At 58.4% G+C, this 25,030-nt stretch carries 17 protein-coding genes and 1 tRNA gene; 14 read left to right on the forward strand and 4 right to left on the reverse strand.

The features are described from left to right. Positions 1-22 precede the first annotated feature (22 nt). The 12 genes from ACIOZM_RS00890 (at position 23) to ACIOZM_RS00945 (ending at position 18,211) form a co-directional block, all read left to right on the forward strand. Positions 23-538 (forward strand): sigma-70 family RNA polymerase sigma factor, encoded by a 516-nt coding sequence (locus ACIOZM_RS00890; protein WP_401208352.1) that lies wholly within the window; start codon positions 23-25, stop codon positions 536-538. After that, positions 539-1,516, forward strand: coding sequence for a FecR domain-containing protein (locus ACIOZM_RS00895; RefSeq protein WP_401208354.1), 978 nt, complete (start codon positions 539-541; stop codon positions 1,514-1,516). Between the two features lie 110 nt (positions 1,517-1,626). Then, complete coding sequence (locus ACIOZM_RS00900) at positions 1,627-4,041, forward strand: TonB-dependent siderophore receptor (RefSeq protein WP_401208357.1); 2,415 nt, start codon at positions 1,627-1,629, stop codon at positions 4,039-4,041. Between the two features lie 63 nt (positions 4,042-4,104). Beyond that, positions 4,105-5,289: an ABC transporter substrate-binding protein gene (locus ACIOZM_RS00905; protein WP_401208360.1), complete on the forward strand. Its 1,185-nt coding sequence runs from the start codon at positions 4,105-4,107 to the stop codon at positions 5,287-5,289. After that, entirely contained in the window at positions 5,286-6,347 is a 1,062-nt protein-coding gene (locus ACIOZM_RS00910) for a FecCD family ABC transporter permease (protein WP_401208362.1), read from the forward strand. The genes ACIOZM_RS00905 and ACIOZM_RS00910 overlap by 4 nt, the downstream gene beginning before the upstream one ends. Further along, positions 6,341-7,096 (forward strand): ABC transporter ATP-binding protein, encoded by a 756-nt coding sequence (locus ACIOZM_RS00915; RefSeq protein WP_401208365.1) that lies wholly within the window; start codon positions 6,341-6,343, stop codon positions 7,094-7,096. Before ACIOZM_RS00910 ends, ACIOZM_RS00915 begins: the two co-directional genes overlap by 7 nt. 92 nt (positions 7,097-7,188) lie before the next feature. Further along, a complete protein-coding gene (locus ACIOZM_RS00920) occupies positions 7,189-10,008 on the forward strand; it encodes an ATP-binding protein (protein ID WP_401208367.1) in 2,820 nt (939 codons plus the stop codon). Between the two features lie 94 nt (positions 10,009-10,102). Further along, a complete protein-coding gene (locus ACIOZM_RS00925; protein ID WP_401208370.1) occupies positions 10,103-13,300 on the forward strand; it encodes a response regulator in 3,198 nt (1,065 codons plus the stop codon). Positions 13,301-13,370: 70 nt separating this feature from the next. Further along, positions 13,371-14,018 carry a response regulator gene (locus ACIOZM_RS00930; protein ID WP_401208373.1) on the forward strand — a complete coding sequence of 216 codons (648 nt, stop codon included), beginning with the start codon at positions 13,371-13,373 and terminating at the stop codon, positions 14,016-14,018. A gap of 128 nt (positions 14,019-14,146) precedes the next feature. Then, positions 14,147-14,743, forward strand: a complete 597-nt coding sequence (locus ACIOZM_RS00935; protein WP_401208376.1) for a fimbrial protein — start codon at positions 14,147-14,149, stop codon at positions 14,741-14,743. A 72-nt stretch (positions 14,744-14,815) separates the two neighbouring features. After that, positions 14,816-15,568, forward strand: a complete 753-nt coding sequence (locus ACIOZM_RS00940) for a molecular chaperone (protein WP_401208379.1) — start codon at positions 14,816-14,818, stop codon at positions 15,566-15,568. Positions 15,569-15,640: 72 nt separating this feature from the next. Next, positions 15,641-18,211: a fimbria/pilus outer membrane usher protein gene (locus tag ACIOZM_RS00945; RefSeq protein ID WP_401208620.1), complete on the forward strand. Its 2,571-nt coding sequence runs from the start codon at positions 15,641-15,643 to the stop codon at positions 18,209-18,211. Positions 18,212-18,276: 65 nt separating this feature from the next. Here ACIOZM_RS00945 and ACIOZM_RS00950 read toward each other — a convergent pair whose 3' ends face one another. The 3 genes from ACIOZM_RS00950 to ACIOZM_RS00960 all read right to left on the reverse strand — a co-directional run bounded on the left by ACIOZM_RS00950 (position 18,277) and on the right by ACIOZM_RS00960 (position 21,651). Further along, positions 18,277-19,029: a fimbrial protein gene (locus tag ACIOZM_RS00950; protein WP_401208382.1), complete on the reverse strand. Its 753-nt coding sequence runs from the start codon at positions 19,027-19,029 to the stop codon at positions 18,277-18,279. A 316-nt stretch (positions 19,030-19,345) separates the two neighbouring features. Further along, positions 19,346-20,971, reverse strand: a complete 1,626-nt coding sequence (locus tag ACIOZM_RS00955; RefSeq protein ID WP_401208385.1) for a mechanosensitive ion channel family protein — start codon at positions 20,969-20,971, stop codon at positions 19,346-19,348. A gap of 68 nt (positions 20,972-21,039) precedes the next feature. Next, complete coding sequence (locus tag ACIOZM_RS00960) at positions 21,040-21,651, reverse strand: TetR/AcrR family transcriptional regulator (protein WP_401208388.1); 612 nt, start codon at positions 21,649-21,651, stop codon at positions 21,040-21,042. Positions 21,652-21,809: 158 nt separating this feature from the next. Here ACIOZM_RS00960 and ACIOZM_RS00965 point away from each other — a divergent pair, with 158 nt between their 5' ends. Together ACIOZM_RS00965 and ACIOZM_RS00970 are read left to right on the forward strand one after the other, a co-directional pair. Continuing rightward, complete coding sequence (locus ACIOZM_RS00965; protein WP_401208390.1) at positions 21,810-23,192, forward strand: aspartate aminotransferase family protein; 1,383 nt, start codon at positions 21,810-21,812, stop codon at positions 23,190-23,192. A 408-nt stretch (positions 23,193-23,600) separates the two neighbouring features. After that, positions 23,601-24,857, forward strand: coding sequence for an OprD family porin (locus ACIOZM_RS00970; RefSeq protein WP_401208622.1), 1,257 nt, complete (start codon positions 23,601-23,603; stop codon positions 24,855-24,857). Positions 24,858-24,928: 71 nt separating this feature from the next. Here the strand turns inward: ACIOZM_RS00970 and ACIOZM_RS00975 are convergent. Next, positions 24,929-25,024 (reverse strand) — tRNA-Sec (locus ACIOZM_RS00975). Positions 25,025-25,030: the final 6 nt, after the last annotated feature.

Here is a 25,030-nt window from a genome sequence, read left to right on the forward strand (position 1 = left end):
TCAATTGCACAAAACAATTGCCATGAGCGAATCTCTTCCCGCGAATAACCACAATCATCTGCGCGTGATCGAAGACCTGTACAGCGGCCATCACGGCTGGCTGTACGCCACGCTCAGGAAAAAACTCGGCAACGCCATGGATGCGGCGGATCTGGCGCAAGACACCTTCACCCGCATCCTCGCTTCGCAAGTCACGGTCATCGAGCAGCCACGGGCTTACTTGAGCTGTGTGGCCAAGGGCATTCTGATCAACTGGTATCAGCGCAAGGCGCTGGAGCGCGCCTACCTCGATGCCCTCGCGCATCTGCCAGCGCCGGAAGTGCCTTCGCCAGAGTTGCGCTTCATGGTTCTGGAAACCCTGCACGAGATCGATGCGATGCTCGATGCCCTGCCGCCACTGGTCAAGCGTGCGTTCCTGTTGTCGCAGATCAGCGGCTTGAAGTACGACGATATCGCCGAGCAATTGAATGTGTCGCTGATCACCGTCAAGCGCTACATGAAACAAGCCTTCGTGCAGTGCCTGATGCTGGTGGAATAAATGTTCGCTCGCCGCAATGAACCACCGCTCGACCCCAAGGTTCTCGAAGAAGCCGCCGAATGGCTGATGCGCTTGAGTGAAAACGACCTCAGCGAGACCGAGCATGCCGAATGGGAGTGCTGGAAAGTCAGCTCGCCGGAGCGCAATCGCGCGTGGTCGCGGGCACAACTGCTGCAAAGCAAACTCGGCGGCCTGCCCCCTTCCCTGGCGATGTCGGCGCTGGACCGTCCGAGCAATCCGGAACGTCGTGCGGCGTTGGGCAAACTGGCGATGATTCTTGCAGTGCTGCCAGCTGGCTGGGGCAGCTGGAAACTCGCGGAGTCACAGCAATGGACCGCCGATTACCGCACGGCGGTGGGCCAGCGCCGCGAGTTGACCCTGGCCGACGGCTCACGCATCACGCTCAATACCGACACCGCCATCGACGTGCTGTTCGATTCCAATCAACGGCTGATCAACTTGCGCGAAGGCGAAATTCTGGTCGAGACCGCGCCAGACGTCGCACCGCTGCCACGACCGTTTCTGGTCAGCACCCGCCAAGGCCGAATGCAAGCCTTGGGCACGCGATTTACCGTTCGCGAACTTCAGCCCCGCACCCATCTCGCCGTGCTTGAAGGTGCGGTAAGAGTGGTGCTGGCAGACAGCGGGCAAACCGCCCCGCTGATCGTCAATGCCGGGCAACGTACCGATTTTTCCTCACAAGACTTTGGCCAGGTGAGCCTGACGGATCGCTACGTCGGCGCCTGGACGCAAGGCATGTTGATGGCGGACAAGATGCGCCTCGCCGACTTCGTCGCGGAGCTGGCGCGCTACCGCCGAGGGTTCGTACGTTGCGACCCGGCGATTGGAGACCTGCGCATTTCCGGGGCGTACCCGATCAGCGATACCCAGCGCACGCTCAACATGCTGACGCAAACCTACCCGGTCCTTGTCACCGGCCACCTGAGTGGCTATTGGGTGACGCTGTCGCCCGCCTGATCTGAAAAAGCTGCGCAGAAAAATATTCACTGCGCTGCTGATACTTTTTTCGATCTCGACTGGCAATGAAAGGAACAACCTTTTTCTCTCGCCTACAGGGCCATCCATTCATGCTCGTTGCACGACCCTTGCGCCCGGATTGCCCGCTCAAGCCCGCTATTTGCAGTGCGTTGCTGAGTCTGGCCCTGGTCTGTGCCGCGTGCCCGCAAGCGCTCGCCGCGGTGCCGGTGCAACTTGATTCCGCGGTCGTGCGTTCGTACAACATCGCTCCGGGCCCGCTCGGTGCAACCCTGTCGAGTTTTGCCGTGGACGCCGGCATCGCCCTGTCGTTCCAGCCTTCGTTGACCGAGGGTCTGATGAGCCCGGGGCTTAAAGGTAAGTATTCCACTCAGGAAGCGTCCAGCCGGTTGTTGGCCGGCAGCGGCCTGGACATGCTTGCGCGCAGCGATGGCAGCTACACCCTGGCGCCACGCAGTTTGACGCTGAGCGAAACCACCATCGGCGGCATCGATAAAAGCAGTGACAGCCTGCCTGCGGTGTACTCGGGAAATCAGGTCGCCCAGGGCGGACGCCTCGGCATGCTCGGCAACACCGATGTGATGGACGCGCCCTTCAGCGTCAGCAGCTACACCTCGGAAATGATCAAGGATCAGCAGGCCGTTACCGTCGGCGATTTGCTCGAACGCGATTCCTCGGTGCGTTCCACCGGGCAGACCGGCGGGATTGTCGACTCGTTCTTCATTCGTGGCTTTCCGGTGGGTGAAGGCAATCTCGGCGAGATAGCCTTCGATGGTGTCTACGGCGTTGCGCCCAACTATCGAGTGTTCACCGAGTTCGCCGAGCGTATCGAAGTGGTCAAAGGCCCCGGCGCCCTGCTTTATGGCATGTCTCCGAACAGCGCCGTCGGCGGCGTGATCAACGTAGTGCCAAAGCGCTCTCTCGATGAAGACCTGACCCGATTCACCGCCAGCTATGCGATGGACACGCAGCTCGGCGGTCACTTCGACCTCAGTCGGCGTTTTGGCCCTGAGCGTCGGTTCGGGGTGCGCATTAACGGCAGCACGCAACAGGGCAACACGGCCATTGACGAGCAATCGCGAAATGTCGATATCGGCGCCATCTCGTTCGACTATCAGGGGGACCGCTTGCGCACCACCCTGGATCTGCTCAGCCAGAAGGAAAAAATCGATGCCGCGTCCCGACCGTTTCTGATCGCCAGCGGCGTCGACATTCCCTCGGCGGCCAATGGCCGTACCAACGTCAGCCAGGACTGGGGCTGGTCGAGGACCCGGGACAAATCGGCGTTGCTCGGTGGTGAATATGATCTGAACGACGACCTGACGGTATTTGCTCACGCCGGTGCTGGCAGATCGAACGTCGCGCGCATGTCCGATCAGACGCCGACCATCATCAACGAAGCCGGTGATACCTCGTCGATCCCCGGTTACTACAAGTTCGAAGTCGAGCGCTACACAATCGACGCCGGAGCGCGCCTGCGCTTTGACACCGGGCCGATCAGCCACAGCACCGCCCTTCAGGTCACGCGTTACCGCGATGAATTGTCCCGGGGGATTATTTCCGGGCCCGCCATCCTGTCGAACATCTACCACCCGATTGATCGTCCGAAACCTGATATCCCTACGCCGGACGCGTTGAAAGTCTCCGAAACCGAACTGTCAGGCGTGGCCCTCGCCGACACATTGTCGGTGCTGGATGAGCGTTTGAAAGTCACCGCTGGCCTGCGCAAGCAGAACATCAAGTCCGACAACTACAACCCGGCCGGCGTGGTCACCACCTCCTACGATGACGGCAAGACCACGCCACTGTTCGGCGCTGTGGTCAAACCCTGGGATCACGTTTCGTTCTACTACAACTACATCGAAGGCCTGAGCAAAGGCGACATCGCGCCCTCGACCGCATCGAATGCCGGCGAGATTTTTGCGCCTTACGTGTCCCGGCAACATGAAGTCGGGGTCAAGGTCGACTACGGCACCTTCACCTCGACTCTCGCGCTGTTCCAGATCAAGAAACCCAGCGGCGAACAGACCTCGGGGCTGTTCTCGGTACAGGGCGAACAGCGCAATCGCGGCGTGGAGCTGAACATGTTCGGCGAAGTCGCCAAAGGCACGCGCCTGCTGGGCGGCGTGACCCTGCTCGATGCCGAACTCACCAAAACCGGGGTTGCCGCCAATCGAGGCAACAAGCCGGTCGGCGTGCCTGAAGTCCAGGCCAACCTCTGGGCCGAATGGGACACGCCGCAAGTCGAAGGATTGACCCTGACCAGCGGCGCGATCTTCACCGGCAGCCAATACGTGAATCAGGCCAACACCCAGGAGCTGGATGCCTGGACCCGTTTTGATGTCGGCGCGCGGTACGCCACTCGCATCGCCGAGCGACCAACGACATTCCGCGCCACTGTGCAGAACGTATTCGATCGCGAGTATTGGTCTGGCGTGGCGTCCTACGGCGCGTTTTCTCAAGGTTCGCCACGCACATTGCTGCTGTCGGCCACTGTCGATTTCTAAACCACCGGGTCTTGGCGACAGTGTTTGCCGTTACCTGATCCGGCTTCTGCAAAGGCACCAACCATGGTTACTATTTTTCGACGCAGCCACGCCTTCGCTGCACTGCTGCTGGCGATTTTGTCCGGCGTGGCGTTGTTATCCCTTGCACCTCGCAGCGCACAGGCAGCCGATGCTGATCCAGCGCTGAGCACGGTGACTGACTTGCTCGGACGCAAGGTCAAAGTGCACCTGCCGGTCAGACGGGTGATCCTCGGTGAAGGTCGCCAGCTCTATCTGGTCGCCGCGCTGGACACGCAAAACCCCATCGAGCGCATCGTTGGCTGGCGCAAGGATCTGATCCAGTCTGATCCGGATACTTATGGCGCGTATCTGCGAAAGTTTCCCGACATCGCCAAGATCCCGACCTTTGGCGGCTTTGAGGACGGCACGTTCGACATCGAACAAGCGATCTCCCAGCGTCCCGACGTGATTATCCTCAACGTCGAGGCACAGCACGCCACTGAAGATGCGCGCTATATCGAGAAGCTTGATGCCCTCGGCATTCCGGTGGTCTACGTCGATTTTCGCAATAACCCGATGCAGAACACCGAGCCGACCATGCGCCTGTTCGGCCAGCTTTTCGGCAAAGAAGAACGCGCCGAAGCGTTCATCGACTTTCGCAACCAGCAGATCCGTCGCGTCACCGACGTAATCGAGGCCAATCACCCTGCCCGGCCCAACGTGTTCATCGAGCGCATTGGCGGCTACACCGACGATTGCTGCCTGAGCTTTGGCAATGAAAACTTTGGTCGTTTCGTTGAGATGGCCGGTGGCAACAACATCGCCAAACGCATCATTCCCACCACGTTCGGCCAGTTGAACCCCGAGCAAGTCATAGTCGCCAATCCAGACCATGTGGTAGTCACCACTGCCAACTGGGAAGCCTTTGCCCCCGGCGGCCACTGGGTTGGCGTCGGCCCGGGCGCGGACATGGCACAAGCCCGGAAAAAACTCGCGTGGTACACCCAGCGTGCGGCATACGCCGGCATCAAGGCGCAGGACGATCAAGCGTTCCATGCCATTTGGCATCAGTTCTACAACAGCCCCTATCAGTTCGTCGCGATCCAGCAATTGGCGAAGTGGTTTCACCCGACGCTGTTTGCCGATCTCGACCCGGACGCCTCGTTTCGCGAACTGCATGAGCGCTTCCTGCCTGTGCCCTATGAGCCCGGTTACTTTGTCAGCCTGAAACCCGAGGTCAAACCATGAGTTCGCTGAACGAAGCCATGGTCGTGCAGCGCGATACCTACCGCCGACTGGTGCTGCGCAAACGGCTGATCCTCGGCGCACTGGTGTTGCTGCTGATGTGCAGCGTGCTGCTTGATCTGGCGCTGGGGCCGGCGAGCTACAGCCTCAGCGAAGTGCTCGGCGCACTGTTTTCGCCGGACAGCGCTTCGCCGCAAGTGCGGGTGGTGATGTGGGAAATTCGCTTGCCGGTGGCACTGATGGCCGTCGCGGTGGGTGCCGCATTGTCGCTGGCCGGCGCGCAGATGCAGACCATCCTCAACAATCCGCTGGCCAGCCCGTTCACCCTGGGCATTTCCGCTGCCGCCAGTTTCGGCGCGGCCATGGGCCTGGCATTTGGCGTCGCGCTATTCCCGTTTGCGGCGCAATACATGGTGCCGGTGAACGCGTTCATCATGGCCATGCTGTCAGCGCTGCTGATTCACTTCTTGAGCATGCGCCGTGGCGTGACGGCCGAGACCATCGTATTGCTCGGCATTGCGCTGGTATTCACCTTCAACGCGTTGCTGGCGTTGGTGCAGTTCTTTGCCACCGAACAAGCCGTGGCCGCCGTGGTGTTCTGGACCATGGGTAGCCTGACCAAAGCGACGTGGCCGAAACTTGGGGTGATTTGTCTGGTGATCCTCATCACCCTGCCGATTTTCGCCAAACGCGCCTGGGCACTGACCGCTTTGCGCCTGGGCGATGACAAAGCCGCGAGTTTCGGCATCAATGTGCGCAGCCTGCGCTTTCAGACGCTGATCATGGTCAGCCTGCTCGCTTCGTTTCCGGTGGCGTTTGTCGGCACCATCGGTTTTATCGGATTAGTTGGACCGCATATCGCCCGCATGCTGATCGGCGAAGACCAGCGATTCTTCCTGCCCGCTTCACTGCTCACTGGTTCGTTGATCCTGTCCGCCAGTTCGGTGGTCAGCAAAACCCTGATCCCGGGGGCGATATTCCCCATCGGTGTGGTCACGTCACTGATCGGCGTGCCGTTCTTCATATCTCTGATTCTGGGCGGGAAGAAAAACTCATGGTGAAGATTCAGTTGGAGAATCTCGGCGCGCGTTACGGTCAACGCACGATCATCAGCGGCGTCAGCACAGGCACCTTTACCGGCGGCCAGGTGGTCGCGGTGGTCGGCCCGAATGCGGCGGGCAAATCCACTCTGTTCAAACGCATGGCCGGGTTGATCGATGGCCCCGGCCAAGTGATTTTGCAGGACTCGAAAAAAGGCGCGCAGGGCATCAGCTACATGCCCCAGGGCCTGAACGCCAGTGCCAGACTGACCGTGTACGAGTCGGTCCTGCTGGCGCGCAAGCAATTGACGCCGGGGTGGGTCGTCCACAATGACGAATTGAAACTGGTCGACGACATCCTCGGAGCGTTGGGCATCACCGAACTGTCCTTCCGCAATCTCGGCGAACTCAGCGGCGGTCAACAACAATTGGTGTCGATTGCCCAGACACTGGTGCGCGAACCGGAAATCCTGTTGATGGACGAGCCGACCAGCGCACTCGACATGCATCGTCAGGTGCAGGTACTGAACTTCATGCGCGCACTGGCACGCAAGCGTTCGGTCATCGTGTTTATCGCGATCCATGACCTGAATCAGGCGTTACGGTTTGCCGATCAAGTGCTGGTCATCGCCGATGGCACCGCGCAGGGCAGCGGGCCGAGTCATGAGGTAATCACTGAGTTGATGTTGCGAAACGTCTACAAGGTCGAGGCGCGAATCGAGCAATGCAGTCGCGGCCAGCATCACATCCTGATCGACGATATTGTCTGAGGCTGCTGCGTTGAGCCTTTTGGCCCAATACACCGGCATATTTTAAGATTCGTCTGATGCTCCACCAGTCTCTGCGCCGCTACAGTCGGCGCATGAGATTCAGAAGTTACCTGCACCAGATCAACCCCTTCCTTTCCAGCCCCGAAGCCGCCCGCCGATTATTGCGCTTGTTCGCGCTGGTGCTCGTCGCCGGGATTCTCAGTGCTGCCTATAACTTCTTGCGCTCGACCCTGGCCAACGATATTTCCCAACGCCGTGGCTACATGAGCAGCGCGATTGCCGAGGCGCAGACCTTTTTCACCACCCGCGAAGCCTTGCTGGAAAGCCTCAGTCTCTCGGCGGTGCGCAGATCGATGCAGGCCGAGCCGGTCAGTTATTGGCCTTCCATCGAAGAAGTCCCTGTGCAATTGAGCAACGCCGAGGGCACGCAGTGGACGCTTTGGCTGACCCGGCGCATGCGTGAGTACATGCAGCGCAATCAACTTGATCTGATTTACGTATCCGGCGGCGAAAATGCCCAAAGTAACCGGCTGTACAGCGTTCATTCGAGTCAGCCAGATCTGCCCCAGTCATTGCTGAACAGGTTGCAGGCACTGAACGATCTGCCCCCCAGCCAGGATCAGGAACTGTGGCTGACGGATGAAACGGCGCCGACTTCCCAGCTATTTATCTTTATTCGCCTGGACGACAGCGTGAGGAACTCCGGTTGGCTGGGCTTGAAAATGGAGGGTCAGGCGGTGTCGGCGGCACTCGGCGATCGTAGCGCCGGGACCTTCATGATGTTCAACTCGCAGGGCACGTTGCTGTTCGCCAACTCACCGACTCAGCGTTTGTGCGAGGCGCTGACCCGCCAGTTGCAGACTAACGACTACTTCGGTTTTGTCGGCAACGGCTGGCTGCCCGACCATCTGGTGATCCGCAAACAGCTGCAATCCACTGATTGGCAACTGGTCTATTCGTTCGATCTGGGCGACTTGCTCAAGGCATTGATGCCACAATTGCTCGGGGTTCTGTTGTTTTGTGTGTTGAGCCTGATCCTGATCGGCCTGTTGATCCGCCGTGTCGAGCAGCGTTTTATCGTGCCGGCGCTGAACCGCTTGCAGGCGTTGATCGAGAGTGAGGCTTTCAGCCGCGATGTGATCCAGACCGCCCCGGTTGCCCTCTGCGTACTGCGCCGCACTGACGGCCAGGTGATGCTGGAAAATACCTTGTCGCAAAACTGGCTGGGCAGCGGCGTGGAGCGCGATTTGCTGTGCAGCAGTTGGATCGAGCAGGCCTTCGCGCCCACCCAGCCCAATCGCAGCGACTACTTCGCCACGGCCGACGGTCGTCATCTGTACCTGAGTTCCGCTCCGACGCGCTACAAGGGTGAGGACGTGCTGTTCTGTGCCTTCAGCGATATCAGCGCACGTAAACAGATCGAAGCCACCCTCGAAGAAGCCCGGCAACTGGCCGATGCCGCGAATGAAGCCAAAACACTGTTTCTGGCGACCATGAGCCACGAAATCCGCACGCCACTGTATAGCGTGCTCGGCACACTGGAATTACTGGCGCGCACGCATCTGGACCCGCAACAAAAAGACTATCTACGGGCCATTGAAGGCTCGTCGGCGACCTTGCTGCAATTGATCTGCGACGTACTTGATGTGTCGAAGATAGAGGCCGGGCAACTGGCGCTTGAACTGCAAGAGTTCTCGCCGACCGCGCTGGTTCACGACGTCATCCAGGGTTATGCCGCCGCTGCGCGCAGCAAAGGTTTACAGCTTTATGCCTGTTTCGACCCGCAGTTGCCCGATCTGCTGCGCGGCGATGTCACGCGCATCCGCCAGATTCTGAGTAACCTGCTGAGCAACGCGGTGAAGTTCACCGATTCCGGCCGCGTAGTGTTGCGTGTTCGTCTGAAAAGTCGCAGCGGCGAGCAGGCGCGGATTCTCTGGCAGGTTTCCGATACCGGGCGCGGTATATCAAGCGATGACCAGATCCACATCTTCGACCCCTTCTACCAGACTGAAGGCAACACCAACGTGGTGGCTGGCACCGGCCTTGGATTGCCGATCTGCAAACGATTGGCGCATTTGATGAATGGCAGCATCCGCATGGTCAGCGAGCGAGGGCTGGGCGCCAGTTTCACGCTGGTTCTGCCGCTGGAAATGGTCTTGCGGCCCCTGCCCTTGCCAACCATCGGCAGTCTGTTGCCTGACACGGTTTATGTGGTTTCCACAGTACGGGAACTGGCGGAATCGGTGACGGGCTGGCTGCGCAAATGGGGGGCGCGGGCGCAGATTGGTCCGCCGGACAAAGCCGCAATGGCGGAAGGGGTGCTGATTGAACTGCATCCCGGCGACATCCATCAGCGTCTGATACCCGACTGGTCGGGCGCTTTGATCCTTGTCGCTGGCAATGCCTGCAGCGAGCCGCAACTGCGCCCGGACTATTCGCTGGTCAACCTCAGCCACATCCAGGCCCTGCATCAGGCGGTGAGTCAGGCTCAGGGTTTGTGGGTAGCGAAGATCGAGGAACCGGCAACCGAACTCGGGCTGACGCCACTGAACCTGCGCGTTCTGGTTGCGGAGGACAACCTGATCAATCAACTGATACTGAAGAATCAGCTCGAGGAACTCGGTTGCCAGGTCGAATTGGCATCCGATGGCAAAGAGGCGTTGATCTTGTGGCAAAGCAGCGCGTTTGACGTGATCCTGAGTGACGTCAACATGCCGCTCATCAACGGTTATGAACTGGCCAGAACCTTGCGCAATCTCGGTTGCACCCTGCCGATCATTGGTGCAACGGCCAATGCCATGCGTGGCGAGGAAGCATTGTGTATGGCTGCCGGCATGGATCATTGCCTGGTCAAGCCGTTCACGTTACGTGCGCTGTTCAACTGCCTGTTGCCCTTTCAGGCGGATCATTGATTTTTCGATGCAGCGCCAGCCTTAGAGACAAATTCAGCAGCAAAGGTAATATTCCCGAGGGCGCCCTCCTTTTATGCCTTTCTGGAAGTCTTTAATGAAACAAAGCCGTATGACCCTTGATAACCTCACTCGCAGTTCAATGCGCTTGAACAAGGGGCTATTGGCGTCGCTGGGCGTTGGCCTGCTGTTGGTTGGCTTCAGCTATTGGGCGATGCAGCGATTGCTCGCCGAGGAGCAGGACACCGTTAGTTTTCACTTCGCCCGGCTGATGGAAAACGTCAAACGCCATGAAGCCTTCCTGCATGAAGTCTCGCGGACCAGTATTCAGGGCGATCTGCAGAATCCTGATGTAGCTGTGCGCTACACACACCAGCGACTGAACGAGCAAGGACGAGAAATTTTCGACGTCCGTGAATTCTCTTACTCCATCCCTTTTAGCGTGCATTTCGTTCGCAAAGCACCTGACGCGGCAAATATGGGCAGGGTTTTCGACCTTGGCGTGCATCTCGCCAGTCTCTACAGCTCATTCTGGTCGACTTCGCACTACCAGGCGCCGCAGGTTTTCCTGTTCAACACGTCAGGCAACTTCGACATCGTCGTGCCATCGTCCGGAGCGCTGCACACTTATGTGCAGCCACCTGTCGAACCGTTCAATGACGTCGTCAATCGTGTGGCTCGGCATTTCGTGCTGAACAACGGTGACGGCGCCGACGAACAGGTGCATTGGGAGAAATACAACGTCCCGCAGGATCAGCCCCGCCCCATGCAAATGCTGGCCTACGTCAATGTTCGCTTGAACCCTGCGGCGCTACGGATTCAGGGTGCCAGTGAACATGTAGTCGTGGCCTCGTTACTGAACATGGATCAGGTCAATGACATCGAGCGCGTCATGGATTGGACCATCTACGATCAACTCAGCCTGATTGCCCCGAATGAGCTCACCGTGATCGGTTCGGTCGATTCGCAGCAAACACTCAACGACGGGCTCAACATCAATCGCCAAGGACTGGTGTTCAAGGTGTCATCCACGGACGTCAATCCATGGGTAGCGATTTACACCATCTCCTTCAGCCGCTTTTTCGGGCAGATCATGTGGCCGTTGCTGGGGCTGGCATTGCTGATCGTCAGCAGCGTAGTGGCTGGCGGGTTGATCAGCCGCTGGTATCGCCGCCGCGTCGTACGCCCGGCAGAACAGGCGCATCAGCACATTGCCGAGAGCGAAGCGTTCAGTCGGCTGGTGATTGACACTGCACCGACCGGCCTCTGCGTGGTGCGTCGCACCGACTTTCAGGTGTTGCTAGAAAACCAGCAAGCGCGGCAATGGCAAGGCACGGCGAAACTGGTGGCGCTGTTCAGTCGTCGCGAAAACCTGACTGACAGCGGCGAAACCCGTCTGGAAATCGACGGCAGACATTTACAGGTTGGCTTCACGCCCACCCGCTATCAGGGGCAGGACGCGTTGTTGTGTGCATTCAATGACGTCACCCGGCATATCGAGGACGCGCAGGCCCTGCAGGAGGCACGGCACGATGCCGATGCCGCCAACGCCGCGAAGACGCTGTTTCTGGCGACCATGAGCCATGAAATTCGCACACCGTTGTATGGCGTGCTCGGCACCCTCGAACTGTTGGCTCTGACCCGTCTGGAGCCGCGTCAGCAAGGCTATCTGCAAACCATCGAGCGATCTTCGGCAACGTTGTTCCAATTGATCAGCGACGTACTCGACGTGTCGAAAATCGAGTCCGGCGAAATGGTCATCGACTTGATCGAGTTCTGTCCGCTGGACCTGATCGAGGACACCTTGCACACCTATGCCGCTTTCGCCGAGCGCAAAGGGCTGCTGCTGTATGCCTGCATCGATGCAGCATTACCGGATCGTTTGATTGGCGATCCGGTACGAATTCGGCAGATTCTCAACAACCTGCTGAGCAATGCGATCAAGTTCACTGACAGCGGCCGCGTGGTGTTGCGCGTTCGGGTGGTCGAGATCGAGGACGATCAGGCCAGTATCGAATGGCAGGTGACGGACTCCGGGATCGGTATCAGCGAGGCCCAGCAAATCGAACTGTTTGCGCCATTTTTCCAGGTGCGCGATGCCTCCAGCGAGGCCGGTGCCGGCCTGGGGCTGGCGATCTGTCAGTCGCTGACGCAAATGATGCAGGGTCAATTGAAGGTCGTCAGCGAGCCGGGGCTCGGCAGCAGTTTTTCCCTGCAATTGCCGTTCACGCAAGCTGCGGGGCAACTGGCAGTCGAAACCGATTGCGCTACAGAAGCCGTTTATGTGCGCGCTGCCGTCCCGGAACTGGCACAAAGCGTCTGCGCTTGGCTCAATCGCCTCGGACTGGCGGCCACCCTGCTGCCGGCGAACGCACCCGCCACAGCAGTGCTGGTGGATATTCTGCCGAACGAGACGACAGCGATTTGGCACGGCCCTTGGGTAGTGGCGTTGTCGAACGGACAAAACCGCCCGGCAAACACCACGGGCGCGATTGAAGTCGATCTGTTTGATCTGCGGGCGATCGCTCGGGCAGTGTGTCTGTCGCAATGGGGGCCTGAGGCGCAGGTTGAGACGCCGCAACCATCCCTCATCGGCCTCAATCTGCATGTTCTGGTGGCCGAGGACAATCCGATCAATCAGGCGATTATCAAGGAGCAGCTTGAAGCGCTGGGATGTACGGTGGTCGCGACGTCCAATGGTGAACAGGCCTTGAATCAATGGCAGCCACAGGTCTTCGATCTGGTGCTGACCGACGTCAATATGCCGGTCATCAATGGCTATGAATTGGCCCGCACGCTCCGTCGCTCCGACCCTCGGATTCCAATCATCGGCATCACCGCCAATGCCATGCGCGAAGAAGGCGCGCGGTGCCTGGAAGTCGGCATGAACGCGTGGCTGGTGAAACCGTTGAGCCTGCACATTCTGCGCGAGCAAATGCTCAAATTATGTGGTTCGACGGCGAAAACGCCAGTAGCACCGCAGCCCCAGCCGGAAGTCGAGCAAGGGGATGCGATCACCTTGTCGGCAAAAATGCGCGAGTTGTTCGTCACCACCATGCAACAGGATATTCAGGCACTGAAATCCGCCCTTGAACGCGAGGACAGGCAAGATCTGGCGCAACGACTTCACAGTATCGCCGGCGCCATGGGTGCGGTGCAGGCTCGGGCACTGGCTGACGATTGCGTTGAGCTGGAATGCCAAATACTGGAGGCCCCTTCAACGCTTTCACTACAGCAGCAGATCAACCCGATAGTGCAGAGGCTGGAAGCGCTTCTACAGAATATTGAGCATTGAAATCCCCAGCGCGGGAACGATTCTCCAGATACTTTAGCTACATCAAAGGACGCACTACAGGATGTCAGTCATGAAAAAAATCAATGTGGTCATCGTCGATGATCATCCGATTGTGTTGCTCGGGGTGCGCGAGCTGGTCGAACGTGATTCGCGATTTTGCGTGGTCGGCGAAGCAGTGTCGTCGCCCGGTCTGATCGAAATCCTTGAACAGCAGACCGTGGACATTGTCATCACCGATTTCAACATGCCAACCGAGTCGCCCTACGGTGACGGCTTCAAACTGATTGAATACCTGAGCCGCCAGTTCCCGCTGACGCAGATTCTGGTGCTGACGATGATCTCCAATCCGCTGATCCTGACTCGCCTGCACGAACTGGGTGTGGTCGGTGTGATCCAGAAAAACCAACTGCATGACGAAATCGAAAAAGCCCTCGAAAGCATCGCCCGGCAAACGCGCTACAAAAGCCTGGAGCAGGCGCCAACTTCGGTGATCAAGTCCAATGCCGCCGTCGAAGAGCGGTTTGCCAGACTGTCACCGAAAGAGTTCGAAATACTGCGTTTGTTTATCGCTGGGAAGAGCGTTACCGATATCGCCCACAGTCAGAACCGCAGCACCAAAACCATCAGTTCGCAGAAGATATCGGCAATGCGCAAACTTGAAGTCGAGAGTGATCAGGACCTGTTGAGCTATTGCCATCAGAGCAATATTTTCAACTGATCAGAGCTACTCGCAGAGCCGATCCAGAGCGCTATTAAGATTCGTCTGATGTCCCGCAAAACAGTCGCTGTTTAAGGTGTGCAGGCATTTTCATGCAGCACTTAATACCTCGATAAAGGGACATCAAGATGAACAAGTTTTCCATGGCTCTGCTGGCTGTTGCCGTTATGGGCACCTGCACTTTCGCCAGCGCCGCAGACGAAACCCCGGTCAAGGGTGGCAGCGGTCAGATTGCCTTTACCGGTGTAATCAACAACGACGCTTGCTCGGTTGATGGTGCCAATGCTGACCGTATGATTTCGGTCGATATGGGCAGTGTTTCGATCAAGGACATGGGCACCGCTGAAAGCCCGGCCTCCGGCCGTGTGACCGGTAAAGACTTCAATCTGAACGTCAACTGCAACGCAGGGACCAAGGTGTCGATGGTTTTCGATCCAGCCAGCGGCGGTTCGGGTCTGGTCACAGGTAAAAAGGTTCTGGCGCTGACCAAGGGCAGCGGCACCGCGGCCAACATCGGTATCGCCCTGCTCGACAGCAACGGCCAACTGATTGACCTGAGCTCCAAGACCACCGCGAAAATCACCGCCGAAACCCACGGCACTGGCGCTGCCGGTGGCGACAGCACCCTGAGCTTCTCCGCAGCCTACGTGACCACTGGCGCTGCTGGCACCGCCACTGCCGGTCGTGGCGACGCGACCCTGCCGTTCATTCTTGAATACCAATAAGTCTGGCAGTTGGCTGTAAACGCGCGGGGCCTGGAGCCCCGCCGTCCAATTCGATCAAAGCGGTAATTCCCTATGTTGCGTCGTTCCCTTCCCGCCTGCCTGGGTTTGCTGGGCATTCTGTTGCTGCCTCAGGCTCAGGCGAGCATTTCGCTGAGTGCCACGCGGATCATCTTTGATGGTGCTCACCCTGAAGCCAATATCACCGTGCGAAACGGCAACCAAAACGTGTTGATCCAGTCGTGGATCGACGCTGAAACCCCAAGCGAAACGACGCTGCCATTTGCAGTGACGCCGCCGTTGACGCGAATTTTTGCCAAGCAGCAGCAACTGCTGCGCATTCTGTATGAAGGGCAAGGCATGCCGGCGGACAAAGAGTCGGTGGTCTGGCTCAACGTCCAGGAAATCCCCCAGGCCGCCGCTCAGGCCAACACCCTGCAATTGGCGGTTCGTCAGCGAATCAAAGTTTTTTTCCGCCCGGCTGGCTTGACGGGAGATCCGTTGCAGGCGCCTGCGCAGTTGCAATGGCAGTTGTCCCGTGAAGATGGCAAAGCCCTGCTGAACGTTTCCAACCCGAGCCGGTATCACGTCTCGATGGCCGACGTGATGCTCAAGAGTTCAACTAAAACCGAAACACTGACTGAAGGCGTGATGATTGCGCCCGGACAGGCAAAAAGCTTTCCTCTGCCGGTGCTGGCCAGCGACAAAGCGCCGACCCTGAGCTTTATCAGCATCAACGACTACGGTGCACAAACCCGTTATTCAGCCGTCATTTCCAGCGATCAGGCACATACCGCGAAAGTTGCCGAGGGCTCTTCCGCCCCTTAGGCAACAACTCTTTGAACTCCATCGTCGCCCCTGTTTGAACGGCGCGGCTCAGGCTATTGCATGTCGATTTCTATGAGCAACAATATCAATCGTTGTGTGCATGGACGCGCGGGCGCTGTTGCGTATGCGGCTTGCAGTCCCTCATTGAAGATGAATGCGTTGTCACTCTCGATTGTCATGGCGTTGCCAGCATTCGCTCACGCAACGTCACAGCCAGATGTCGCCAGTAACGAAGCGCAAGTCGAAAGTTACAACACTACTTTCCTTCAGGGTGCATCGTCCGCCGTCGATGTTCAGCAACTGCTGGCGACCAATAGTGTCTTGCCCGGCAACTATCGCGTGGACTTGTACAGCAATGAAGTTCTGGTCGGTCGTCGCGATATCGAATTCAAGCGTAATCCGGATAACGGTCGGGTCGAAGCCTGTCTGAGCATCGATTTGATCGAACAACTGGGCGCTGACGTACGCAGCTTGCAAGCACAGGGCAAGCTCGATCCGCAGCATCCGCAGGAATGCTACGACCTGTCGACCCTGATCGATAAAGCCAGCCTGCGCTATGACTCCGGCCGCTTGCGATTGATCGCGAGCATTCCGCAAATCGCCATGAAAAAAGGCCAGCGCGGCTATGTCGATCCACAGCTGTGGGACGAGGGCGTGCCCGCAGCCTTCATCAACTATCAACTCAACAGCAGCCGTACCGGTGGTGATCAAAAGACCCGCTTTTCAAACAATCTGGGCCTGCGCAACGGCATCAATTTCGGTGGCTGGCGTTTTCGTAACGAGGCCAACCTCAGCGGCGGCACCGATCGTTCGAACACCTTCAAAAGCAATCGCAGCTACGTGCAGCACGACGTCACCGCAATCAAGGGCCAGTTCAGCGCTGGCGATATGTTCTCTGATCCCGATCTGTTCGACAGCGTGCGTTATCGCGGGCTGAAACTGGCCTCCGACGAAGGCATGCGTGCCGACAGCGAGCGCGGCTATGCGCCGATCATTCGTGGCGTGGCGCAAACCAATGCGACCGTGGAAATCCGCCAGAACAACTACGTGCTGTACACCACCACCGTGGCGCCGGGCCCGTTTGAAATCAGCGATATCTATCCCAGCGGCTCCAACGGCGATCTGCAAATCACCGTGATCGAGGCCGATGGCAGCCGTCACGTGACCCAACAGGCGTTTTCCAGCCTGCCAATCATGGTGCGCGAAGGTCAGGTGAAATACAGCCTTTCGGCGGGCAAGTTCAGCAGCAACACGGATGATCTCGCTTCGCCGCAGTTCCTCAGCAGCACGCTCGCCTACGGCATGACCAGCAATCTCACCGGCATCGTCGGTTTACAAGCCAGTGACGCCTACAAAGCGCTGTCGCTGGGCGTCGGCAAGAACACGGCGTACGGCGCAATGTCGGTCGATGTGACCCACTCTTCCAGCCGGGCCCAGGATCAAACCACCACGGGTAACAGTGTGCGGGCGCTATACGCGAAAACCTTCACCGGCACCGACACCAGTTTCACCCTCGCGGCCTATCGTTATTCGACCGAAGGCTTTCGCACGTTGAATGATCACGTCGAAGACATCAGCGAAGGTGCGCTCAAACGCACCGGCAACTCCAAGACTCGCACCGATCTAACCATCAGCCAGAGCCTGGGGCGCGACCGCGAGTTGGGCAGCGTGTACGTCAACGCCAGCGATCAGCGCTATTGGGAGCGTGGTGGTTCGCAGAGTTTTTCGGCGGGCTACAGCAACAACTGGGGCGATCTGAGCTACAACGTCGGCATCACGCATACCCGGGATTCCGGTAGTTGGGGCGAGTCGAACAATGACACCCAATTCAACCTGTCGCTGTCATTCCCGCTGGGTTCACGACCACGTTCGCCTCGGGCTTTCGTAACCACTACTACGCAAAAGCACAACACCAGCACCCAGGCCGGGGTCAATGGCTATCTCAATGACAGCGGCGACACCTTTTACTCGGTTCAAGGGGGCTACAGCGACACCGGTGGCCGCACTGCATCCGCCAGTGTCAACAATCGCACGTCGATGGGCGACTTCAGTGCCGGGTATAGCACCGGACGCGGATATGACTCGCAGAACCTCAATATCGCCGGTTCCGTTGTCGCGCATCCCGGTGGCATCAACCTCGGGCAGACCCTCAGCGAAACATTCGCCCTGGTCGAAGTGCCGGGCGTCAAAGGCGCCAACATCAGCAGCTACAGCGGTGTGACCACCGGTAACAACGGTTATGCGGTTATTCCCAATGCCCAGCCTTACCGGGTCAACTGGATCAGCCTCGACACCCGCGATCTGGGAGCTGATGTCGAGATCGAAAACGCCAGCCAGCAACTGGTGCCGCGTCGCGGTGCCGTAGCGGTTGCGCATTACATCGGTACTACCGGGCGACGCGTGCAGTTCGAACTGTTTGATGCGCAACGCAAGCGCATGCCCTTCGGCGCTTCGCTGGAGGATATGGATGGCAAGCAACTGGCGATTGCCGATCCCGGCGGCAAGGCGTTGGCCCTGGTCGAAAGCGAGCAAGGCACGCTGGTCATCAAATGGTCCGGCGAGCAATGCCAGGCCCCCTACTCCCTGCCGGAAAAGAGCAAAACGCAAAACTACGAACGTTTGCCATTGATCTGCAGGCCCTGAATAAGGGCAACAAAAAAAAGGCTCTGGATCGATGATTCAGAGCCTTTTTTACAAGCGAAAAACAGCTACAAATAACTGATCTGCACCGTCAGCGAAGCGTTGGCATCGCCGGCCCGCACCACGTTTTCGACTTGATAATAGGCTGCGGTGAAGGTGTAACTGGCATCGCTACCGGTAGGTTTTGGCAATTCACCGGCGCCGCCGACCGGTACCAGCCGACCGTCTTTCAAGAGCTGGATACCCAGCCCGGTGACGCTGCCCGGATCGAGTTTGATCACCGCGTTGGCAGGGTCCCGCCAGCCTTGCCCCGGGGTCATGGTGTACTGAACCTTGTTGATGGTCCCCGAGCAATTGTTCAAGCGCACAGTGAAATCGATCGGCTTGCTGGTGTAGCCGATTCGGCTGAACTCCGAAGCCGCATGTTCACCCATTGGCACATCAGACGTCGCCAGTTCGCAACTTCCAGGCGTTACTACCACGGGGCCGCTGAGTACTCCCGTATAGACATACAGACTGCCTGCCATGTAATTGACAAAAGTTCCGGCAGAGATGGTCACGGTATTGGCTATCGGACCGATCTTGTAGATCCGCAAACGATAGGGATTGCTGGTGGTCGTGCCGGTGCCGGGAGTCCGATAAGTCGGATAAATCGCGTCCGGACCACCGCCGGAGTTGATAGAGAATCCCAGACCGGTTTTACCAAACGGGATGATTTGATTGACAGCAGGCTCCCCAGTTGCGCTTTTGATGCCCTGCGGGTCGCTGCCTGAATTACAGGTAAATGCGATGGTTGGGTTATTGGAGGCGGTAACTGCCAATATTTCCGTACCGTCAGCGGTGTCCAGAGGAATGGAAATCGGCGGGACTGTGAAACGGATACTCTGATGGTACCCTTGAGTCATCGTGCAAGAAGCCCACGCCTCTGCGGGTGCACAAGCGCCGGCAATCAACAGACAACCGGCGGCTGCCTTGAAACCCTGTAGTGGTCCACGCATAAAAATGTATCTGCCTGAGAAATTTTCGACAGATCATTGTTCATGCGCGGCTCGTCTGCAGACATGAGGCAAATCCGAAAGTCACTATAACGACGGCCTATGCAGATGCAGCCATGGTTGCCGAAGGCCTGAACCGGATCTACTGCGGCGGTTGCGGATCTTTCGATTCTTGCGCAGGCGCCGTAAACCACTGGTCTTTCGGCACCCACTTCTGCTCTTTCGGATCACCCAGATAGTGCGGCGACATGATTTGTACGCCGTACTCGTTGAACACATCCTGAATATTTGCGTGCAGCATGCTCAGCAGCACCGCCCGTGGCCGTGGCTGACTCGGAATCGCCTGGGCCACCAGTCGATACTCGGGATAAAAATCTGATAAAGCCGTCTGGAACACCTGCGCCGCCGGGTCTTCGAGAATACCGGGCGTGCGTTTGGCGGCTTCCAGCAACATCGCCTCGACCTGCCGCCACGGCGTGTCGTAGCCGATGGTCACCACCGTGTCGACCACATAGCCCGGGCCTTGCACCGTGCGCGAATAGTTTTTGGTAACGGTGCCGGTGATCATCGAATTGGGTAGCGTCAGCACTTCGCCGAGGCCCGTGCGTATGCGCGTGGTGAACATGCCCAGCTCCGTCACGGTGCCTTCGTATTCGCCAATCTTCACGAACTCGCCCGGGCGCAAGGTGCGCGTGTAGGTAAGGATCAACCCCGCTGCTGCTTGCCCGACCACGCTGGTCGCGCCCAGCGAAATCATCAGGCCGATCAACACCGACAAGCCTTTGAACGCATCGGTGCCCGCGCCTGGCAAATACGGATAGGCCATCGCCAGCGCAAACAGCCAGATCGCCAGTGATGTCAGGCGTTGGGTGGGTTGCAGGGTTTCGCTGTTCAGCCAACTGAACGTTCCCGGCGTCGCCATGCGTCGCAGCACCCGCCGACTGAACGCGGTGGCGCCACGGGCAATAAAGAAAATTGCCAGCGCCACACCGAGCCCGGGAATCGCCCCGACGATGCCTTGCAGCAAGTAACCGGCCACTTCCAGCAGATAGTTATTGAGGCTTTCACCCCACGGCCTCGTGTAGGGAAACCGCGACAGGACAAAGCCCAGCCACTCGTAAGTCAGCAACAGAATGACCAGCCAGCGCAGCAGCAACAGCAAACGGCTGGCCAATGGATACAGGTAGTTGGCATCGATCAGTTGCACCCGCCCGACTTTCAGCGCCTGAGTGTGACGTTCCATCAACTCGGGCAGTTTTGTCAGCAAGCGGCGGCGCAGATACGCCAGACACCAGAGCAATGAGAGGTAAATCAGCGTGGCCACGGCGGCCATCGCGAGGGATCTGAGGATCAGATGCAGGCTGCGCGCTTCTTGGGTTTCGGCGACTACCTGGCGCAGCTTCGCGGCAGCACCTTCGGCGGCTTGTTGCACCGAGGCGTATTCGAGTGTGTCGACATCCTTGGGTGAAACGATGAATGCACGCTTGTCGCCCAGCAGCACCATGTAACTATTCTGGATCGGATCGACCGTGACATTGAGATTGTCGGTTTCATCCAGCGCTTCGCTGATGACCACCTTCGCTCGTTTGACCCGCGATACCGGCGCCTCGCCGAGAATCGTTGCGCGAAACAGCATGATGCTGCGATTGGCGATCTTCAGTTCAACTGCTTCATTCGCCGGTTTGTCCGTCTCATCGACAGCCCAGAGAAGCCCGGACCAGAGCATTGCGAACACCACCATCGATACCGCCAACAGCTTGCTTCGCATGCGCCTTTTTCCTTACGCCCGGTCAGTGAGGGATACGTAAGGCAGCGTAGTTCAGCGATGAGCGGTTGTCAGACCGGGTTCTCGAGCATTCCATGACACAGCAGATGCAACACGCTGCGCATGTGCAGGGCATGCGCTTGTCTATCCGGCGTGGTTTCGGTCGCGAGACGAATAAACGCCATGTTGGCGTACTGATTGAACAGCGTCGCGGCGACGTCGATATCGATCGATTCACGCACTTTGCCCGCGCGCTGAAAATGTTCCAGCAGTGCCTTGGTCTCTTCGATCACCGCCGCGTTCCACGGACTCAATGCCTGAGCCAATTCGCCCGTGAGCAGAAATGGCGCCAGCTCGCGCCACAACGATGCCGGCATGGCTTGCAGTTGGTAGTCGGTCATCAAGCCTTCGAATTCGCACAACGCGTCGAGCGGGTCGCTCTGCTCATCCAGATTGGCCCGGGCGTCACGCATGGCCTGCTCGTCCGGCTGCTTGAGCAACGCCAGCAGAATTTCCTGTTTACCGCCGAAGTAATTGACCACGGTCGGTGCCGACACACCGGCCTGATTGGCGATCTGTTCCAGGGTGGTTGCGCCAAAGCCGTTGGCTCTGAACAACTCCAGCGCTGCTTGAGCGATGACTTCCCTGCGCTGTTCTTTCTGTCGCTCTCTGAGTCCGCTCATCTTGTCTCTGCCGTGCCTTGCTTGATGAGTGACAGCTTAAGATTATTCTTTTTAACAACAAATTATTTTCTTTACAAAAATATTTTAAGGTGACAAATATTAGCTCGTGCAGTGCAGACCCAATGCACCCACCCGCCCTGTTTTCCTGGAGATCAGCCATGTCTGTCGAACTCGATCCGACCCGTACCACTCGCGATTATCAGGCCGCCGACGCCGCTCACCATATCCACGCGTTCGTCGACCAGAAAGCCCTCAACGAAGAAGGCCCGCGAGTAATGGTCAGCGGTGATCGCCTGGCATTGTGGGACAACGACGGCAATCGCTACCTCGACGGCATGTCCGGCCTGTGGTGCACCAATCTCGGCTATGGCCGCAAGGATCTGGCCGCCGCCGCGACCGCGCAACTGGAACAACTGCCCTACTACAACATGTTCTTCCACACCACTCACCCTGCGGTGATCGAGCTGTCGGAGCTGCTGTTCAGCCTGCTGCCGAAGCACTACAGCCACGCGATCTACACCAACTCAGGCTCCGAGGCCAACGAAGTGCTGATCCGCACCGTGCGCAAATTCTGGCAGGTGATGGGCCAGCCCGAGAAGAAAATCATGATTGGCCGCTGGAACGGATATCACGGTTCGACCCTGGCCGCGACCGCGTTGGGCGGGATGAAATTCATGCACGAAATGGGCGGCACCATTCCCGATGTTGCGCACATTGATGAACCGTACTGGTTCGCTCACGAAGGTGATTTGAGCCCCGAGGAATTCGGCCTGCGCGCCGCACGGCAACTGGAAGACAAGATTCTCGAACTTGGCGCCGACAAGGTCGCGGCGTTCGTCGCCGAACCGTTTCAGGGCGCTGGCGGAATGATCATTCCGCCAGCGACTTACTGGCCTGAAATCCAGCGCATCTGCCGCAAATATGATGTGTTGCTCTGTGCCGATGAAGTGATCGGTGGTTTCGGCCGGACTGGCGAGTGGTTTGCGCACCAGGCTTTCGGTTTTGAACCGGATACGTTGTCGATCGCCAAGGGCCTGACCTCTGGCTACATCCCTATGGGCGGGCTGATTCTGTCGCGACGCATGGCCGAGGCACTGGTGGAAAAAGGTGGGGTGTTTGCCCACGGCCTCACCTACTCCGGTCACCCGGTTGCGGCGGCGGTAGCGATTGCCAACCTCAAGGCGTTGCGTGATGAAGGTGTGGTCACACAGGTCAAGACCGATACCGGCCCGTATCTGCAAAACTGCCTGCGCGAAGTGTTTGGCAGCCATCCGCTAGTGGGTGAAATTCAGGGTATTGGTCTGGTAGCCGCGTTGCAGTTTGCCGAAGACAAAGCCACCCGCAAGCGCTTTGCCAACGAAAACGACATTGCCTGGCGCTGCCGCACGATTGGCTTCGAGGAAGGCTTGATCATTCGCTCGACCCTGGGCCGGATGATCATGGCGCCGGCGCTGGTTGCCACGCGAGCAGAGCTGGATGAACTGGTCGACAAAACCCGCATCGCGGTAGATCGCACCGCACAGGAATACGGAATCCTGTAACGGGTTGAGAGGGAATCTGTCCTCTGTAACCACCACCAAGCCAGCTCCCACAGTTTTTTGTGTGCTGCCATCATCGGTGGGCACTCCCTGAACCCTGTGGGAGCTGGCTTGCCAGCGATAGCGGTGGGTCAGCCAAATCATCGTTGAATGTGCAGGCCTCTTCGCTGGCAAGCCAGCTCCCACAGTTTTTTGTGTGTTGCCATCATCGGTGGGCACACCCTGACCCCTGTGGGAGCTGGCTTGCCAGCGATAGCGTCAGCACATTCACCGCCTCAGACCTGACAACCACAACAATGCAGCACATCAGCTCAATCACCATCCCCGCATAAACGCGACCATCAGCGCACTTTCCGCTATCCCGGTCGCTGACACATGCTGCTTTCCAAATCGCGCATCACCTCGCTCATCATGCTCTGCGGGCTGACCGGGCCTGCGTTTGCCGAAGGTTTTCTCGAAGACGCCAAGACCGGGTTACTCCTGCGCAACTTCTATTTGAGCAACGATTACCGCTCGCCCTCACCCGCCGATAAAAACTACAAACAGGAATGGGCTCAGGGGTTTATCGGCACCTTTGAATCCGGTTTCACACCCGGCACGCTTGGTTTTGGTCTGGATGCCCACGCCTTTGCAGGCCAGAAACTCGATGGCGGCAAAGGCCATTCCGGCACCGGCCTGCTACCGCTCGACAGTGACGGTCGCAGCGAAAACAATTTCTCCAGTGGCGGCGGCGCGCTCAAGTTGAAAGCCTCGCGCACTACCCTCGCGTTCGGCGAAATGACCGTCGAGACGCCAGTCTTCGACACCTCAGACAAACGCCTGCAACCGGAATACGCCACGGGGTTTCTGCTCAACAGTCGGGAAATCGACAATGTGAACCTGGTCGCCGGGCACTTCACCGCGTTCAAGAATCAGGACAGCTCCTCCGGCAAAGGCAATTTTTACGGCTACGGCGCCAATACCGAAGCGGGTGGAATCACCTTCATTGGCACCGATCTGTTTAGTCAGAGCCCGGTGGGCGGCGCGCTGTATGCATCCGAGCTGACCGACACTTGGCACCAGTACTACGCCAACCTGCATTTCAAGCAGTCCGGCGTGCTGCTCGACGCCAACCTCTATCACACCCGCGATACCGGGCAAGCGTTGGCCGGTGCCATCGACAACACAGCGTTCAGCCTCTCGGGCAAATACACTTTCGGCCCGCACGCGGTGATGTTGGGCTGGCAGCGGATCATCGGCGACACGCCGTTCGATTTTGTCGGAGGTGACTCGATTTATCTGGCCAACTCGATCAAGTACGCCGACTTCAACGGCGCCAACGAACGCTCCTGGCAGGCACGATACGATTTTGATCTGGGCGCATTCGGCATTCCCGGGCTCAATTTCATGACCCGCTACGTCTCCGGCAGCCACATCGACGGCACTCACGCGCCAAAGGGCGGCGCCTACAATCCGTTCGATGCGCAAAGCGGCGAATACCAACCGCAACAAGGCGATGGCGGCAAACATTGGGAGCGCGATATCGACTTGCGCTACATCGTCCAGTCCGGCGCAGCCAAGGATCTGTCGGTGCAGCTGTCACAGGTTTCACACCGGGCCAACAGTGCTCAGGCAGGCGACGATATCGACCGGATTTACGTGGTCATCCAATACCCGCTGAACTTCTGAGACCTGTTCGACTGCCTGCTTCCTGTAGGAGCTCACGAGTGAAACGAGGCAGCGATCTTTTGACTTTAAATTGGCGGAAGGCAGCCGGAGTCGAACCTGCCCGGGAACGGATGCCGTCCCCAACCGGGTTTGAAGCCCGGCCGCGCCACCGGGCGCGATTGCCTTCCTTGAAA

This window comes from Pseudomonas sp. NPDC087346, from assembly GCF_044744235.1.
Lineage (GTDB): Bacteria > Pseudomonadota > Gammaproteobacteria > Pseudomonadales > Pseudomonadaceae > Aquipseudomonas.